We start from the raw sequence: 16,364 nt of genomic DNA, 5'->3' as shown, positions 1-16,364 counted from the left end.
TCCTTAGTTGTGTTGCTCCGGGTCGGGGCTAAAAATAGGCTTACTCTCAGGATCCGCGAATCGCGGATTCTTTGTCATAACAGTATCCGTCAACGTGCGCAGGAATGCGACGAGATCAACGATCTCTGCGCGGTTTAGGGCGAGCCGGTTACTTACCAATGGATCTACAGTTGGTCCATTTACCACACCCGAAGTATAATGTTGAAGACAGGCTTCGATACTCGCGAAGCGACCATCGTGCATATACGGTTGAGTAAGCACGACATTTCTCAGGGAAGGAACTTTAAATTTCATGGAATCGGCCGGGTCGTTGGTGATCCGCATTCTTCCTGCATCCAACAGGTTGGGGATACCTGGTAAACCGATATTTCTATAGCTCAGGTCGGTAAACAAAGGTTCGGTATGGCAGGAAGCACAGTTTGCTTTGAACAGGGTGTACCCTCTTTCCTCATAGGGGGTAAAACTCGTTTCGCCTTTTTTAACCAGATCATATTTGGATTGGGAGGAGACGACCGATACCATGAATTGGGACAAGGCCCGCAACAGACGCTGGCTGTTGATCTCATCATTGCCAAAGGCGGACCTGAACATACGGGGATAGTCGGGATCTGCTTTTAATTTCCGGATGATATTTTCAATGGTTTCCGCCATTTCATTGGGAGCCGTCAAAGGCGCAAGGGGCTGAACATCGAGGTGGTTGATCCCTCCATCGAGGTGAAATTCCTTTTGCCAGGCGAGGTTGAACAAACCCGGCGCATTGCGGGTGGTAAACCCGTCATCAAAGCCATGACTAAAGGAATGGTCGAATGATGAAAACGCGGCAAACTGCTGGTGACAGGAGGCGCAAGGGAAATTCCCATCGCGGGAGAGACGACCATCGTAAAACAATTTTCTACCCAGTTCAAAACCCTCTTTGGTCAATGGGTTTTGGGAAAAGTCATAGGCCATTGCCGGGAATCCTTCCGGAACACTTAGTGTTTCCAGTGTTGGGTTATAGGCTGATGCATCCTTTTTCTTGCAACTATCGGCCATCAGGCCAAAGGCGAAAGTGATCAGGAGTAATATGGAGATCGTGCTTTTTGTCTTTTTCATGGTTCATTCGTTTTGACATCTACCAGAGTGAACATGTCGGCATAATTATCCGCGACTTTTTTGGCATTGGCCCCCGGAGAAGTGATGGAGGGCTTGGCGGCTATGGAAAGGTCAACCGGTCCGCTAAACCATTTCGACAGGTCTGCTTGTATCTGAATCTTCAGCTGCTGATTTTTTTTCAATGATATGGCTTGTGGAAATTTCAGATCGATCTGTTTGAGTGTATTTGTTTCTCCTTTAAATCCGCCGATATGGTATTCAAAGAAATTTCCAGGCATACGGGAAACCGGGGAATGGCCTTCTATTTTGGCCATGATATATCCGGTGTTCCAGGTCCAGAACATTCCATGCAGGGGATCAAGTGCGCCGGTCTGCGCCCCGCTTACATTGCGGAGGCTGTCTACACCCAAAAGAAAGCGTAATCCGCTATAGGTTCCGGGTTCGAAAGGGGCAATCAACTTTTTTGATTCCGGGTTCTCTTCATCGATCAAAAAATATGTTTCACCTGTTGCGGGTTTATTCGGGCTGCCGATAAGGATAAAATTGGAGAGGTAATATTTGAACTTTGAAAGGGTGAACTCTTCGCCGGCTGTGTTCGTATATTTTTTTTCAAAACCTAATTCCTCAGCTCCAAACGAATGTGTCAATTGAATACTAACCGTTGCCGTATCAGCCTGACCGGCTTCTTTTTTAATGAAAGAAAAAGAGAGCATGACGAGTACGGCTGCCAATATAATGCGTCGTATGGGAAATGTGTCTGGCAAGGGGAAAGTTGAATTGAAATTAATCAAAATTCCCCGGGCTTCCATTTTTTCCGGCCTTCTTTGATCCGGGCTTCCTTCTTTTTTCCTTCCAGTCTTTTTTCCTTTGCCGCCTTGGAGGGTTTGGTGGCTTTCCGCTTTTTCTTTTCTATCAAGGCGTTGCCGATCAATACCTGCATTTTGCGGACCACTTCTTCTTTGTTTTCTAACTGGGTACGATAGGTTTGTGAACGTACCTGAAGCAAACCATCCTTGGTGAGGCGATGGCTTAAACGTTCCAGCAGTTTTATTTTTTGATCTTCATTGAGGACCTGCGAGTCGCTAATGGAAAAGCTGCCAATGACGGCTGTTTCGACCTTATTTACATTTTGGCCGCCCTTACCGCCCGAGCGGGTGGTCTGAAATGATATTTCGGGTGTGAGGTTTATTTTTTGGTGTTATAAGCACGAATTGGAACGAATGGACACGAAATTTCACGAATTTTTATTCTTTCAATTTGGTGTCGATAATGATGGTAACTGGGCCATCATTTACCAGATCCACCTTCATATCTGCTCCAAAGCTACCCGTTTCTACTTTTTTACCAAGATCAATACTTAATTGCTGGATCATGGATTCGTAGAGAGGGATAGCTTTTTCCGGTTTGCTTGCCCGGATATATGAGGGTCTATTTCCTTTTTTTGTGGAAGCATGTAAGGTAAACTGACTGACCAATAGGATTCCACCCTCCGTTTCTTTAACAGACAAGTTCATTACCCCCTGCGCATCATCAAATACCCGAAGGTTTACAATTTTACTGCTAAGCCAGGTAACATCCTCCTGTGAATCATTGTCCTCAATACCTAAAAGAACCAACAGCCCATTTTCAACCCTTCCACATACCTCTCCTTCAATCATAACCTGGGCAGGCCTAACTCGTTGAATAACCGCACGCATATCTTAACTCTTTTATACTTGTTCTTTTACAAACATTAATTTACCACCCTTTTGTATGTTAATGATGCTTCGCCAAAATTAACTACAATTCCCAAACGGTTATTGGATGCCTTTACATAATTAAGGGTTTGACAAATAAAGGCGTCAATGATAAATTTAGTCGATTGAGTGAATAGGATTTTTTAGAATGGATTGAAAGGCAAATTCTATCTAAGAGTAAAACCAGACAGGCAGTTTATTGCGGGGTATTTAACTGGAGAAAAAGAGATAAACACGAATTTATAAATTATAAATTCGTGCCAATTCGTTCAAATTCGTGACATCTAAATCCCCACCCGTTCAGTAAACCTCTCCCCACTTTCCATCTCCACCAGAATAAAAAACACATTCTCGCGGATGGTGGCATTGTAGGTGAACTGGGTTTGGCGAATATCTTTTTGCTCCACCACGCGGTTACCTTGCGAGGTCCAGATCATGATATTCTTGAGGTTGTTGGTGGATTTGATCGTGATGGTCCGACCACTTGTTAGTATTTTAAATGGCTTTTTGGCCCGGGAAACACTGTTTTCGGCAATGGTTTTTGGACTGGGTTTTTGTGAAAAACCGGCCATCGTAAAGGTGGTGAACACGAAAAAGGTCAACAAGAGGCGGATCATGGGATAATAAGATCGGTGTTTGGAAATTGGTTATTACTGGTTCTCAAAGGGTAAGGGAGTCTCAAAACGGCAAGAATCATGCTAAATTGCATGTCTTATCAAAAAGTTTTGTTATGACCTTGTCGGAGGCACAAAAACAGGTTGACCAATGGATCCAAACCGTTGGGGTAAAATATTTCAGTGAGCTTACCAATATGGCCATCCTCACCGAAGAGGTAGGCGAGCTGGCGCGACACATGTCAAGGGTATATGGGGAGCAATCCTATCGCCCGGGAAAGGAACCCGCCCATCTGAAAGGAAATGAGAGTCCGATGGCGGAGGAAATGGCTGATGTGCTTTGGGTGCTGCTTTGCCTGGCCAATCAGACCGGGGTCGACCTGGAGCTGGCCATGCAAAAAAACCTGGACAAAAAGAACCAACGGGACGCCGACCGTCATCAAAATAACCCCAAGCTTCACTGAGCATTTCTTACTTTTGCGCACTATTATTATGGCAAACGAAGCGAACAAACAAAACCAGCCGGATGGCCGTTTTCAGGCGATCATCTCGCATTGTAAAGAATACGGGTTCATCTTCCCCAGCAGTGAGATCTATGATGGCCTTCAGGCCGTGTATGACTATGGCCAGTGGGGGAGTGAATTGAAGCGGAATATCCGCGACTATTGGTGGAACAGCATGACCCGCCTGCATGATAATATTGTAGGTATCGATGCCGCCATCTTTATGCATCCCACCACCTGGAAGGCCAGCGGGCACGTTGACAATTTCAACGACCCGATGATCGATAACAAGGATAGCAAGAAACGCTATCGTGTGGATCACCTGATCGAAGGCTATGCCGCCGAACTCAAGGCTGCCGGGGATGAGGCAAAGAGTGATAGCCTGATCGCCGAGATGGAAGCCCTGATCGCGAAAGATGATTTTCCCGGACTCAAGACCCTGATCGAAACTAACAAGATCAAATGCGCGGTGAGCGGCACCTGTAACTGGACCGATATCCGTCAGTTTAACCTGATGTTCAGTACCGAATTCGGGTCAACCGTTTCCTCCGATGGAGAAGACAATAAGGTCTACCTCCGCCCGGAAACCGCCCAGGGTATTTTTGTGAATTTTCTGAATGTCCAGAAATCAGGCCGGATGAAGATCCCATTCGGGATCGCTCAGATCGGTAAGGCTTTCCGGAATGAGATCGTAGCCCGTCAGTTCATTTTCCGGATGCGTGAATTTGAGCAGATGGAGATGCAGTTCTTTATCCGTCCCGGCACACAGAAAGAATGGTACGAGAAATGGAAACAGACGCGTCTTGACTGGCATCTTTCCTTAGGGTTTCCTGCAGATAAGTACCGTTTTCACGACCATGTAAAACTGGCCCACTACGCGGATGCCGCCTGTGATATTGAGTTTGAATTTCCGATCGGTTTCAAGGAACTCGAGGGAATTCATAGCCGGACCGATTTCGACCTTCGTCAACACCAGGAATACAGCAAGAAGAAGATGCAGTATTTTGATAATGACCTGGATCCGGCCACCGGAAAGCCATTTGGTAATTATATTCCCTATGTGATCGAGACCTCCATCGGACTTGACCGGATGTTCCTTGCCGTAATGAGCCAGGCCTATACCGAAGAAGACCTGAGCACAGAGGAGAAAAAAGACGAAAGGGTAGTACTGAAATTTCCCCCCAAACTGGCCCCGATCAAACTGGCGATCCTGCCCCTGGTAAAAAAGGATGGATTGCCCGAGATCGCCCGGCAGTTGATGGATGAATGTAAGACCTCCTTCTATACTTTCTACGAAGAAAAAGATACGATCGGTAAACGTTACCGTCGGATGGATGCGCTTGGCACTCCTTTCTGTGTCACCATTGACCAACAGACCAAGGAAGACGGAACGGTCACCATCCGCCACCGGGATACCATGGTGCAGGAACGGGTGGCCATGGACCAGGTAAAGCAGATTGTTTTACAGGCGATTTCCTGAGGAAATCAGAAATAAGGAACAGAGAAATAAGAGATAAGGAAGTGGACCCTCCATACTTCCTTATTTCTTATTTCTCTGTTCCTTATTTCTTATTATTCCCCGGTTTCCTCCAAAAATCAGCAATTTGACTGACCTTCCTCACCCCCTCCCCCCCGGCATATTTCTACTTTAGCCTCCTCTTCACATCAAAATCTTCTTTGTTATGGAAACGATAACCAAACCGATCCACCAGGAACAAGAACCAGGGCAAAAGGAAGTAGTCAAGGCCATCATGGATGGCAATGAGGCCGCCTCTTATATTGCCTACAAAACCAGCGAAGTATGCGCTATTTACCCCATTACCCCATCCTCCTCGATGGGCGAATGGGCGGATGAATGGAGCAGTAATGGCCAAACCAATATCTATGGGGAGGTACCCAAAGTCATTGAAATGCAAAGCGAAGCAGGTGCCGCCGGTGCCATTCACGGGGCTTTGCAAGGCGGTGCGCTTGCCTCCACGTTTACCTCTTCGCAGGGATTGCTGCTGATGATCCCCAATATGTACAAGATCGCCGGTGAACTGACCCCGGCTGTTTTTCATATAGCCGCCCGTACGGTGGCTACGCATGCCCTATCCATTTTTGGTGATCACAGTGATGTGATGGCCACCCGCGCCACCGGCTTTGCCATGCTTTTTGGCAACAACCCACAACAGGCCATGGATATGGCCATGATTTCTACCTCGGCCACACTTAAGGCCCGGGTACCTTTCCTGAATATTTTTGACGGGTTCCGCACTTCACATGAACTGAACCAGGTGGAAGTGATCCCCGATGATGTGATCCGGCAAATGATCGATGAAGAAGCGGTAAGCAAACACCGGAAACGCGCGCTCAACCCCGAACATCCCATTGTACGCGGTACTGCCCAAAACCCTGATGTATTCTTTCAAAGCCGCGAGGCCTCCAATATATATTATAATGAAACCCCTGGTTTTGTAAAAAAGGCCATGGAGGAATTTGCCCAACTGACCGGACGTACCTATCACCTGTTTGATTATTACGGACACCCCGAAGCGGAACGCGTGATCATCATCATGGGTTCGGGTACAGGCCCTGTGCATGAGGTGACCGATTACCTGAATGCCAAGGGAGAAAAAGTGGGTTATCTGAATATTCATCTTTTCCGCCCATTCTCTGTAGCTGATTTTATCCAAACCCTGCCAACCAGTGTGAAAAAGATCGCGGTGCTGGATCGTTGTAAAGAACCCGGTGCCATTGGCGAGCCACTTTTCATGGATGTAATCAATGCATTCCATGCCGGTTGGAACGGCCCGATGCCTAAAGTGGTTGGTGGCCGTTATGGACTTGCCTCCAAAGAATTCAATCCGGGTATGGTGCTTGCTGTTTATGATGAATTGAAAAAAGAACAACCCAAGAACGGGTTTACCATCGGTATTGAAGACGATGTGACACATACCAGCCTGTCCTGGAATAAAGAATTCTCGCTGGAGGACCAACACCTTTTCCGCGGTTTATTCTATGGACTGGGTGCAGACGGAACCGTAGGTGCCAATAAGAATACCATCAAGATCGTAGGGGAAGTAACCGATGACTATGTACAGGGGTACTTTGTATATGATTCCAAAAAATCGGGATCATTGACCGTATCGCACCTGCGTTTTAGTGAGCATCCCATCCAATCCACTTACCTGATCAATTCGGCCAATTTTGTGGCCTGTCACCATTTCAATTACCTCAAGAAATATGATGTGCTGAAGTATGCGGAGAAGGAAGCTACCTTCCTGCTCAATGCGCCGTATGAAGCCACAGAGGTATGGCAACATCTTCCCAAGAAAATTCAGGAAGAGATCATCCACAAGCAGCTCAAGTTTTATTCGATAAATGCCTCTAAGGTTGCCCGTGAAGCGGGGATGGGGTCGAGGATCAACTCCGTTCTTCAAACCTGCTTCTTTGCCATTTCCAATGTGATGACCAGGGATCTGGCCATCCAATACATCAAATCCGCCATTAAAAAGACCTATAGCCGCAAAGGCGAGGCCGTGGTGGAGAAGAATTACCAGGCTGTTGATATGACACTCGACAATCTGCATCGGATCGATTACAGCGCCTACATTACCGGGGAGGTCCCCATTGAAGCGCCGGTCTCAGTCGAGGCACCTGATTTTGTACAGCAAGTCCTGGGTAAGATCATTGCCGGGGAGGGAGACGATCTTCCGGTCAGCGCCTTCCCCGTCGATGGTACCTATCCTTCGGGTACCACCAAATGGGAAAAACGAAATATCGCCGACCAGGTTCCCGTTTGGGATCCGAGCCTCTGCTCACAATGTGGTAAGTGCTATTTTGTATGCCCCCATGCCGCCATTCGTGTTAAAGTGTATGATCGCGACTGGCTGGCCGATGCCCCTGCATTCTTTAAACATACCGATCCCATTGGAAAGGAATTTTATAAAGACAAGGAAGCCTATACCCTTCAGGTAGCCGTGGAAGATTGTACCGGTTGTAAACTCTGCACCGAAGTTTGTCCGATTGAAAGCAAGACAGAGCCTGGCCACAAAGCCATTGATATGATGGATGTAGAGCCGCTGAAAGAACATGAAAAGAATAACTGGGATTATTTCCTTTCCCTGCCGGATATTGACCGCACCCGTGTAAACAAGGGTACGGTAAAAGGTTCGCAACTGCTGGAACCCCTGTTTGAATTCTCCGGAGCTTGTAGTGGTTGTGGTGAAACACCCTACCTCAAACTGTTGACACAGTTATTTGGTGACCGGATGCTCGTGGCCAATGCCACCGGATGTTCGTCCATCTTTGGAGGTAACCTGCCCACCACGCCCTGGAGTACCGATCATGAAGGACATGGACCAGCCTGGGCCAACTCCCTCTTTGAAGACAATGCCGAATTTGGTTTAGGTATCAAACTGGCTACTGACAAAAAACGCGAGATGGCCTTCCATATCCTGAAACATATGCGGGAAGAAGTAGGCAGCGAATTGGCAGATGCCATTCTGAAGAATGAGGAGAATAGCGAAGGTGAACTGATAGAACAACGCAAATATGTCAATGAATTAAAGAAACGCCTCCGCACGATCAATACAGAAGAGTCATACCGGCTCTACCAGATCGCTGAATTCCTGGAAAAGAAATCAGTATGGATCGTTGGAGGAGATGGATGGGCCTATGATATTGGTTTCGGAGGTCTCGACCACGTGCTGAGCACCGGCGAGAACATCAATATCCTTGTGATGGATACGGAAGTGTACAGCAATACCGGTGGGCAGAAATCAAAAGCTTCCCCGATCGGGGCCAGTGCCAAGTTTGCCGTAAAAGGTAAGACCACTGGTAAAAAAGACCTGGCCATGCAGGCCATTGCCCACGGCAATGCCTATGTAGCCCAGATCGCTATGGGGGCCAATGATGTTCATGCACTCAAAACCATCCTGGAGGCCGAAGCCTTCCCCGGTTCTTCCATCATCATTGCTTACAGCCATTGCATCGCGCATGGTTATGATATGTGCCATGGATTGGATCAGCAGAAACTGGCCGTGAACTCGGGTTACTGGCCGCTATTCCGGTACAATCCGCTGAATGAAAAAGGAAAACGCTTCTCACTCGATTGCAAAAATCCAACAGTACCGCTGGATGAGTTCCTCTATCATGAGAACCGCTTTGCGACGATCAAGAGCAGCAATCCGGATATGGCGGGTCAGTTCCTGAACCAGGCCAATGAAGGAATCAAACTGCATTGGGAGCGCATTGAGGCATTGAAGCAGTTATAATCAAGGCAAGAGTCAAGACAAGTATAAGAATAGTGGGGCCCCTTTCCAGGGGCCTCTCTTATTTATTGAATTTCTTCGTGTTCTTCGTGCCTCCTTTGTGTTCTTCGTGTCCTCCTACGCAAGACTGGCGTAGGAGGGCACGAAGAACACAAAGGAGGCACGAAGAACACAAAGGAGACACAAAGGGTTATAAGGATTCGAAGCGGGCCTGGAAAAACCGAAGGTACTTCGGTTCATACACCATCTTCAGCCCATGTATTTTATTTCTTTGATCAAATACCCGGGCTGTTGATTCCGCGATCACATCCATATGTGCCTGTGTGTATACGCGGCGTGGAATGGTAAAGCGTACCAGTTCAAGTTTGGGATAATAATTTTCACCATTGGGTTTGCGGCCGGCCGATACCACTCCTCTTTCCATGGTCCTTACCCCTGAATCGAGATAGATGGCTGCAGCCAGCGTTTGTGCGGGATACTGGGCTTGAGGAATATGAGGCAGGAATTTTTTCGCATCGACAAAGATCCCGTGCCCACCAATGGGTTTGACGATCGGCACGCCATAGCTGATCATTTTTTCACCGAGATAGATCACTTGCCCCACCCGTGCATGGATATGAGCATCAGATACACTTTCCATGATCCCGATGGCCATGGCTTCCATATCCCGTCCGGCAAGTCCGCCATAGGTGTGCAATCCTTCATAAACCACCACGAGGTTGCGGGCTTCTTCAAATACATCCCAGTCATTTACGGCAAGAAAGCCACCGATATTGACCAATGCATCTTTCTTGGCACTCATTGTGGCGCCATCGGTCAGGTCACAGATCATTCGGACGATCTGGGCAATGGATTTGTTTTCATAACCCTTTTCCCTTTGCTGGATGAAATGAGCATTTTCGGCCACACGGGTCATGTCGTGGATGACCTTGATACCGTGTTTCCGGGTATAAGCCCTTAGCTCTTTCAGGTTTTTCATACTGATGGGCTGACCACCGGCCATGTTTACACTGGTGGCAATGCTGACATAGGGGATGCGCTTGGCGCCATACTTTTTGACCAGCTTATCCAGTTTTTCAAGGTCTACATTTCCTTTGAAAGGATGTTCATTCTCCGGATCATGCGCCTCATCAATGATGATGTCTTCAAATTTTCCCCCGGCCAGTTCCTGGTGAAGCCGGGTGGTGGTGAAGTACATATTACCGGGAATGATATCACCTTTCCGGATCATTACTTTAGACAGGATATTCTCTGCGCCGCGGCCCTGATGGGTTGGCACCAGGTATTTATAGCCATACACATTTTTAACCACCTCTTCCAGGTGATAGAAATTGCGGCTACCGGCATAGGCTTCATCGCCGAGCATCATTCCTGCCCATTGTTGATCGCTCATGGCGGAAGTGCCACTATCGGTCAGCAGATCAATATAAACATCCTCGCTGCGTAACAGGAAAGTATTGTAGCCCGCCTGCTGAAGTGCTTTACGACGTTGAGCAGGGGTTGTCATTTTAAGGAGCTCCACCATTTTTATCTTAAATGGCTCGGCCCAGCTTTTTTTAAAATGATTATTCATGGCAGTTTTTTTAAAGGTGGTGGTTATTATTTCTCGCAGCGGGCGCCAGGAGGCAGCGATCGCTGCGGACATCTATTAATTGGATTGTCAACTTTCAGATAGCCGTTGCGTTCTTTGCCTCTTAGCGCACGCTGCGAGAAATTGATACATGACTAAGTTTTGCCGTAAAATGTCTTAACAGTTCAGATTCCTCTATGATCTTTAATCCCTTTATCGCCCCTCTTTTTTCAAACACTTCGATGATCACTTCGGCCACATAGTCAATATGGCTTTGGGTATACACTCTTCGTGGAATGGCCAAACGGACAAGTTCCAGCGCGGCGGGGATCAATTTTTTATCCGCATCATATTTCCCAAACATCAAGGAACCGATCTCTACGCCACGGATCCCCCCTTCCACATAAAGCGCACCTACCAGCGCCTGACCCGGATATTGCTCAACAGGTACATGGGGCAGGAAGGCTTTGGCATCCAGATAGACCGCATGGCCACCGGCAGGCTGCATTACCGGGACTCCCGCGGATATGAGTTTGTTGGCGAGGTATTCAATGCTTCGGATACGGTATTGGAGATAATGTTCATCCAATACTTCTTCCAGTCCGATGGTGATGGCTTCCAGGTCACGACCGGCAAGTCCGCCATAGGTAGGGAACCCCTCAGTAATGACCAGCAGGTTGCGGCACTGACGGGCGAGTTGAGGATCACGCATGGCCAGGAAACCTCCGATATTGGCAAACGCATCTTTTTTGGCGCTCATGGTACAACCATCCGCATAGGAGAAGATCTCCCGGGCAATGGCTTTCACCGATTTTTCCTGATAACCCGACTCCCGCTGTTGAATAAAATAACTGTTCTCGGCAAACCGGCAGGCATCGATATAAAGGGGAATCTTGTTTTCTTCACATATCTTTTTTACAGCCCTTATATTCTCCAGACTTACGGGTTGCCCACCACCTGAATTATTGGTGATGGTAAGCATACAAAGCGGTATATGGGACGCTCCTGTTTCCCGGATCATTTTTCGCAAGGCATCGGTATCCATATTCCCTTTGAAAGGAGCAGGAACAGATGGGTGTTTGCCTTCTTCACAGAGCAGATCGATCGCCTCAGCGCCGGTAAATTCAATATTCGCCCGGGTGGTGTCAAAAAATGTATTGCTGATAAAGGTCTTGCCCTTTCCACCCAGGATACTAAAGAGGATCTTTTCGGCTGCGCGGCCCTGGTGGGTGGGAATGACCTCCTCCATTTGGGTAATATCCTGCACCGCGTTTTTAAAGCGATAATAACTTGGGCTTCCGGCATAGGATTCATCTCCCTTCATGATCCCCGCCCATTGATCACTGCTCATGGCGGAGGTGCCACTATCAGTCAGCAGGTCAATCAGCACCTGATCGGCATGGATGAGGAAGGGATTGAAGAAGGCTTCTTTTAAAATGTTTTCACGTTCAGCTTTGGTGGTAAACTGAATCGGTTCCACTGATTTGATGCGGAACGGCTCAATGATCGTTTTCATGGAAAATGAAATGCGTGAACAAATGGATTTCGGCGGGGAAGATGGCCGGTCAGGTAGGCTTGCGAATGATATTTTTCCAGATGTTCATGTACGGAGTAAAGGTAGCAAGCGGGGTGCGCTGGGAGAATGACCTTGGTCAGGTAATGCTTTTCTTCGTGTCCTTTGTGCCTCCTTTGTGTCCTTCGTGTCCTCCTACGCAAGTCTGGCGTAGGAGGACACGAAGGACACAAAGGAGACACGAAGAACACAACGTTGGGAGAATTAAACCCCGAATTGCTTTAAATGATGATCCGCATGCTTCCACATGGCCTTGCTCCAGTTCTCTTTTGTCATACGGCCGAAGACAGGATGTACTTCCGTGGCCATATTTTGCGGGGTGAATTGATGGATCATATCCATCAGTATTTTTTTCTCCTGTTCAAATATCCGGTGATCGGTGATGATAAAGGTCTTGTCCGTAGGTAAACTCCTTTTGTAAGGTTTCTCATCATACAGCATTTTTTTAAAGAAGGGCATGATAAGCCGCATCATGAGGTTGCCTTTTACTTCATGGGTTCCCAGGGCCACGCCTATTGGTTTTTGCAGATGGGTCAACATCTGGGCTACGTCCATCTTTCCCCAAACGCGTTGGGTTTCCGGAGTCAATAATTCTATTCGATCGAGTATTTGCTGCTTGGCAACCGGGTCGAAAAGGCTTTTAATTTCCATATAGGAAAGTTAATAAATCTTTTAAAGAAGCTAATAGCTATTAGTAGTTATCAGAGAGAGGGAAACTTCCTTTCGTAGTAGGGGATCTCGTCGTGGCTGATTTTTTCTTTTTGATGCCAGTAAGCCAGGGTAACAACATGTCCGTCCGGAGTATGTAACAAGCGACCAAATACCGCATTGGTAGGATTGAATGTAACATCGGTAACGCCAACGGTAAATGTTGCAGAGGCTGGTGCTGCAGCAACAGGTTCAGCCGGTGTTTCGCCTTCAACAGGTTTGGGTGCCGGAGCCGCTTTGGGTGGGGGAGAAGCGACCACCACTACCGTATATTTATTGAATTCCAACAGCGATTTAAGGAAGGCCACTCTTTCCGGGGAAGCATTCTTTTCCACAATGGCACATTTGATGCCATCCAGGTCTTCGAATTCATGATTCTTATTGATCGCCATGGTCTTTTATTTCAATAATGAAAAGATATATTGGTAGCCACCACTGTACAATCCCGTTACAAGGATACCTGCCAGGCACAATACCATGGCGATTTTCGGTGACCAACTTGTTCGTACGGCCTCGATGGGATTTTCATTGGCATCCATGAAAATGGCCCTAATCACTTTAAGGTAATAGTAGAGGGAGATAACCATATTGAGGGCGGCTATCGTGATCCATACATAATTACCGGTTCCCGCGCCGGAGATAAGCAAAAAGAATTTACCAAAGAAACCGGCCGTTGGCGGTATGCCAGCCAGTGAAAATAGTGATATGGCCAGTACCCAGCTTAAACCGGGATTGGTTTTGTAAAAACCTTTATAATCATCGATATTCTCTTTTCCTGTTGTTGCACTCACGAGTGAGATCACCGCGAAAGCGCCGAGGTTGGAAAAGATATAGATCAAAATAAAATAGATGACCGATACCCTTCCTGCCCCAAAATCGCCGGCCAGACCGATCAGAATAAAACCGATCTGCGCAATCGAGGAAAAAGCAAGGAATCGTTTCAGGTTCTGTTGGCGCAGGGCAAACAGGTTACCAATTACCATGGATGCTACCGAAAGTATAAAGAGGGTATAGTAAAGTATATATGGGATCCCCGAGAATAAACGATAAAGCACCGACACCATCACAAAAACAACAGCTCCTTTGGAAATGACGGAGAGATAGGAGGTAACTGCTACCGGCGCCCCTTCATACACATCGGCGGTCCATAAATGGAAAGGAACCGCCGAGATCTTAAAGGCCAGTCCGGCCATGATCAAAACAAAGGCATACAGGCTGAGTGGAGCATCGGTAAAGCTGCCTGCCAGCAGGTCGAAATCAAGCGTGCCAGTTGCCCCATAGGTCAGGGAGATACCAAAAAGAAGAAGTCCTGAACTAAAAGCAGAAGAGATGATCATTTTAAAGGCCGCTTCAGAGGACTTCTTTTTCTCCAGGTCAAAATTAGCAAGTGCCGAAAGGGGGATTGTCGAGAGCTCAAGGCCCAGGTAGAACATTAGCATGTTGTTGCTGGAAAGCATAAAGAACATACCCAACAAGGTAGACAGCAGCAACAGATAGAATTCAATGAGGTGTTTATGGGTTTTCAACCATTCGTAGGATTGAAGCGAAATGATCAGGGTACCCAGGTTCAACAGATTCTTTTCAAAGGTGATCAGGGAATTGGTGCGGAACATATTGCCAAACAGGTTCCCTTCTCCCGGATAGATAAACCCGGCAGCCAGGTTGGTCACCAGCAGCACATTGATCACATTCAATAACATACCCGGGTTCCATTCCCTGGAGCCGAGTTTGATAAACAGGAGCAGGAAGATGATCAGCGCCACCAACCATTCCTGTTTCATTAAAAGGAGTAACTCATTGTACATGATCGCTCTTAATTATTTTGGTATGACGGACAGTTTTTGGATCATAACATCCATACCCGGTCCGATCAATTCATTCAACCAGAATGGCGCTACCCCAATGATCACAATACCAGCGATCAGGAGGGCCGCAGCCAATTTTTCATTCCATTGGGCATCAGCCAGTGTAGCATGGTCGCCAGATTCCAGCGGTCCCATGATAGCTTTGCCAACCGCCCGAAGTATATAAACAGCTGTCACCACGATCGAGGCACAGGCCAGGATGGTGGCAATGCGGTAAAGCGTATCGGTTTTTTCCCAGGCACCCATAAATACCGTCATCTCCGCCACAAACCCGCTAAACCCGGGCAGTCCCAGGGAGGCAAGTCCGGCCAATACAAATATGGTGGAGATAAATGGCATCACTTTCAGCAACCCGCCAAGCTTGGCCATGTCCCGGGTATGAGTCCTTTCATAGATCATGCCTATGGCTGCGAAGAAGAGGGCAGTGATCAATCCATGTGAGATCATTTGCATTACCGCTCCGGCAAGGGCCGTACGCGTCAGCATCCCAATTCCCAATAACACAAACCCTACGTGGCTGATGGAGGAATAAGCATTGATATACTTAAGGTCCTTCTGCATCATCGTAGCAAAGGCGCCATAGATGATGGCAATGGTGGATAAAACAATGATGATCCAGGAATATTCTTTGGCTCCTTCAGGCATTAATAAGGTGGCTACGCGCAAACATCCATACCCGCCTAATTTCATGGAAATACCGGCAAGGAACATCGAAGCGGCGGTTGGCGCTGAGGAGTGACCATCGGGTACCCAGGTATGAAACGGAAACAAGGCCGTGAATACGCCAAAGCCAATAAATAGGAAGGGAAAGAAGATCCGTTGGGTGGCTATCGGAATGTTCAGATTCACGATCTCCAGAAAACTGAAACTATGATGACCATTGATATTGGTATTGAAATATAGGCCTACCAGACCAACAAACACCAGGGCTGATCCTCCCATTAACATGAGGGCTAGTTTCATGGCACTGTATTCTTTCTTGCCACTCCCCCAAATACCGATCAACATGAACTTGGGTATAACCGCTACTTCCAGGAAGAAGAAAAGGGTAAAGAGGTCAAGTGAGATAAAGAAACCATAGGCTCCCATGCTCAGTAAGATGAGCAGGAAGAAGAACTCTTTTTTCCATTTTTCCTGTTTCCAGGAAACCAGTACGCCGGCCATCACTACAACGGCGGTCAGCAGGATCATACCTACGGATATGCCATCCACTCCGATATGAAAATCGATCCGCAGGGGGCCAAACCAGGAGTATTGTTGTTGAAAATACATGTTCTCTCCTCCGGGGGTACGTACCTGCAGGTATTTCCAGAGCAGGTAAAGCGAAATTCCCAACTGAGCGGTGGTACCTGCCAGGGATACGGCCCTGACCTGCTTCAATCCGCGCACCGGCAAAAGTGCCAGCAGCGTAGCGAGGGGAACGAGGAGTAAGAGTAATAAGTTCATGT

Annotated in this window: 15 protein-coding genes; 3 read left to right on the top strand and 12 right to left on the bottom strand. The window is 47.5% G+C overall.

The features are described 5' to 3' along the window. Positions 1 to 3 precede the first annotated feature (3 nt). The 6 genes from J0M30_15655 to J0M30_15630 form a co-directional block, all read right to left on the bottom strand. On the bottom strand, positions 4 to 1,092 hold the full coding sequence (locus J0M30_15655) for a c-type cytochrome (GenBank protein ID MBN8668932.1): 1,089 nt from the start codon (positions 1,090 to 1,092) through the stop codon (positions 4 to 6). After that, positions 1,089 to 1,856, bottom strand: a complete 768-nt coding sequence (locus J0M30_15650; GenBank protein MBN8668931.1) for a hypothetical protein — start codon at positions 1,854 to 1,856, stop codon at positions 1,089 to 1,091. Before J0M30_15650 ends, J0M30_15655 begins: the two co-directional genes overlap by 4 nt. 23 nt (positions 1,857 to 1,879) lie before the next feature. Then, entirely contained in the window at positions 1,880 to 2,281 is a 402-nt protein-coding gene (arfB, locus tag J0M30_15645; protein MBN8668930.1) for an aminoacyl-tRNA hydrolase, read from the bottom strand. 55 nt (positions 2,282 to 2,336) lie between these two features. Then, positions 2,337 to 2,789, bottom strand: coding sequence for a D-tyrosyl-tRNA(Tyr) deacylase (locus tag J0M30_15640; GenBank protein MBN8668929.1), 453 nt, complete (start codon positions 2,787 to 2,789; stop codon positions 2,337 to 2,339). Between the two features lie 35 nt (positions 2,790 to 2,824). After that, on the bottom strand, positions 2,825 to 2,968 hold the full coding sequence (locus J0M30_15635; protein MBN8668928.1) for a hypothetical protein: 144 nt from the start codon (positions 2,966 to 2,968) through the stop codon (positions 2,825 to 2,827). A 144-nt stretch (positions 2,969 to 3,112) separates the two neighbouring features. Beyond that, on the bottom strand, positions 3,113 to 3,445 hold the full coding sequence (locus J0M30_15630) for a hypothetical protein (protein MBN8668927.1): 333 nt from the start codon (positions 3,443 to 3,445) through the stop codon (positions 3,113 to 3,115). A gap of 113 nt (positions 3,446 to 3,558) precedes the next feature. Here J0M30_15630 and J0M30_15625 point away from each other — a divergent pair, with 113 nt between their 5' ends. The 3 genes from J0M30_15625 to nifJ all read left to right on the top strand — a co-directional run bounded on the left by J0M30_15625 (position 3,559) and on the right by nifJ (position 9,203). Continuing rightward, positions 3,559 to 3,906: a nucleotide pyrophosphohydrolase gene (locus J0M30_15625; GenBank protein ID MBN8668926.1), complete on the top strand. Its 348-nt coding sequence runs from the start codon at positions 3,559 to 3,561 to the stop codon at positions 3,904 to 3,906. Between the two features lie 28 nt (positions 3,907 to 3,934). Further along, on the top strand, positions 3,935 to 5,425 hold the full coding sequence (locus J0M30_15620) for a glycine--tRNA ligase (GenBank protein MBN8668925.1): 1,491 nt from the start codon (positions 3,935 to 3,937) through the stop codon (positions 5,423 to 5,425). 202 nt (positions 5,426 to 5,627) lie between these two features. Further along, a complete protein-coding gene (gene nifJ / locus J0M30_15615; GenBank protein ID MBN8668924.1) occupies positions 5,628 to 9,203 on the top strand; it encodes a pyruvate:ferredoxin (flavodoxin) oxidoreductase in 3,576 nt (1,191 codons plus the stop codon). Positions 9,204 to 9,390: 187 nt separating this feature from the next. Here the strand turns inward: nifJ and J0M30_15610 are convergent, their stop codons facing one another. From J0M30_15610 to J0M30_15585, 6 genes are all read right to left on the bottom strand, one after another. Further along, positions 9,391 to 10,773, bottom strand: coding sequence for a tyrosine phenol-lyase (locus J0M30_15610; GenBank protein MBN8668923.1), 1,383 nt, complete (start codon positions 10,771 to 10,773; stop codon positions 9,391 to 9,393). A 121-nt stretch (positions 10,774 to 10,894) separates the two neighbouring features. Then, entirely contained in the window at positions 10,895 to 12,286 is a 1,392-nt protein-coding gene (locus J0M30_15605) for a tryptophanase (protein MBN8668922.1), read from the bottom strand. A 261-nt stretch (positions 12,287 to 12,547) separates the two neighbouring features. Continuing rightward, a complete protein-coding gene (locus J0M30_15600; GenBank protein MBN8668921.1) occupies positions 12,548 to 12,994 on the bottom strand; it encodes a DUF1569 domain-containing protein in 447 nt (148 codons plus the stop codon). Between the two features lie 50 nt (positions 12,995 to 13,044). Beyond that, on the bottom strand, positions 13,045 to 13,443 hold the full coding sequence (locus J0M30_15595) for a hypothetical protein (protein MBN8668920.1): 399 nt from the start codon (positions 13,441 to 13,443) through the stop codon (positions 13,045 to 13,047). A 6-nt stretch (positions 13,444 to 13,449) separates the two neighbouring features. Next, positions 13,450 to 14,856: an NADH-quinone oxidoreductase subunit N gene (locus J0M30_15590; GenBank protein ID MBN8668919.1), complete on the bottom strand. Its 1,407-nt coding sequence runs from the start codon at positions 14,854 to 14,856 to the stop codon at positions 13,450 to 13,452. A 12-nt stretch (positions 14,857 to 14,868) separates the two neighbouring features. After that, entirely contained in the window at positions 14,869 to 16,362 is a 1,494-nt protein-coding gene (locus J0M30_15585; GenBank protein MBN8668918.1) for an NADH-quinone oxidoreductase subunit M, read from the bottom strand. Positions 16,363 to 16,364: the final 2 nt, after the last annotated feature.

The organism is Chitinophagales bacterium (genome assembly GCA_017303415.1).
Classification (GTDB): Bacteria; Bacteroidota; Bacteroidia; order Chitinophagales; family Chitinophagaceae; genus SpSt-398.
This window is presented reverse-complemented; position numbering and strand designations above follow the sequence as displayed.